1 pseudogene is annotated in these 514 nt (G+C 43.6%); it reads right to left on the bottom strand.

What is annotated here, in order from left to right:
• Positions 1–514: pseudogene (locus tag HT708_RS10950) on the bottom strand (IS66 family transposase); the annotation flags it as partial.

Genomic DNA, 514 nt, shown 5'->3' with positions numbered 1-514 from the left:
CTTGCTTCTCAGCTTTCCCAGACAAAAAAGTCCAATAGTAGGTCAGATGGCTATCACTCTCTAGCACCCTATAAGAAGTTTCATCCGCATGAAGTAAGGGCTGAGTCAATAGTCTCTCTCGCAAGAGGTTATAGAGGGGCTCCAAATAGTATTGACTCGCCTTGATATGCCAATTAGAGATTTCCTTACGTGTGATTGGTAAACCCATCCTAGCCCAATCTTCTTCTTGGCGATAATTGGGGACCTTCAGATTAAACTTCTGATGGATGGTGTGAGCGATAATAGAAGCTGAGCCAAGGCTATGCGCCAAAGGGGCTTTAGGAATAGGAGCTTTCACAATTTTATCACTCGGATTTTTCTCACTGCATGCTTGGCATTTGTAAGAGTGTTGGATATGATCTATGCGTTTTAATTGCGCAGGAATAAAGACTAATTCTTGGCCTTGAAGACTCGCTCCAATCTCTTTTAGCTCTCCCTGACAGTCAGGGCAAATGCAATCCTCTAAGCGATGATG

Origin of the sequence: Streptococcus sp. 3613 (assembly GCF_013277375.1) — a bacterium.
GTDB lineage: Bacteria > Bacillota > Bacilli > Lactobacillales > Streptococcaceae > Streptococcus > Streptococcus pseudopneumoniae.
Note: the sequence above shows the minus strand (reverse complement) of the source record. Positions and strands in the feature narration are given on the sequence as shown.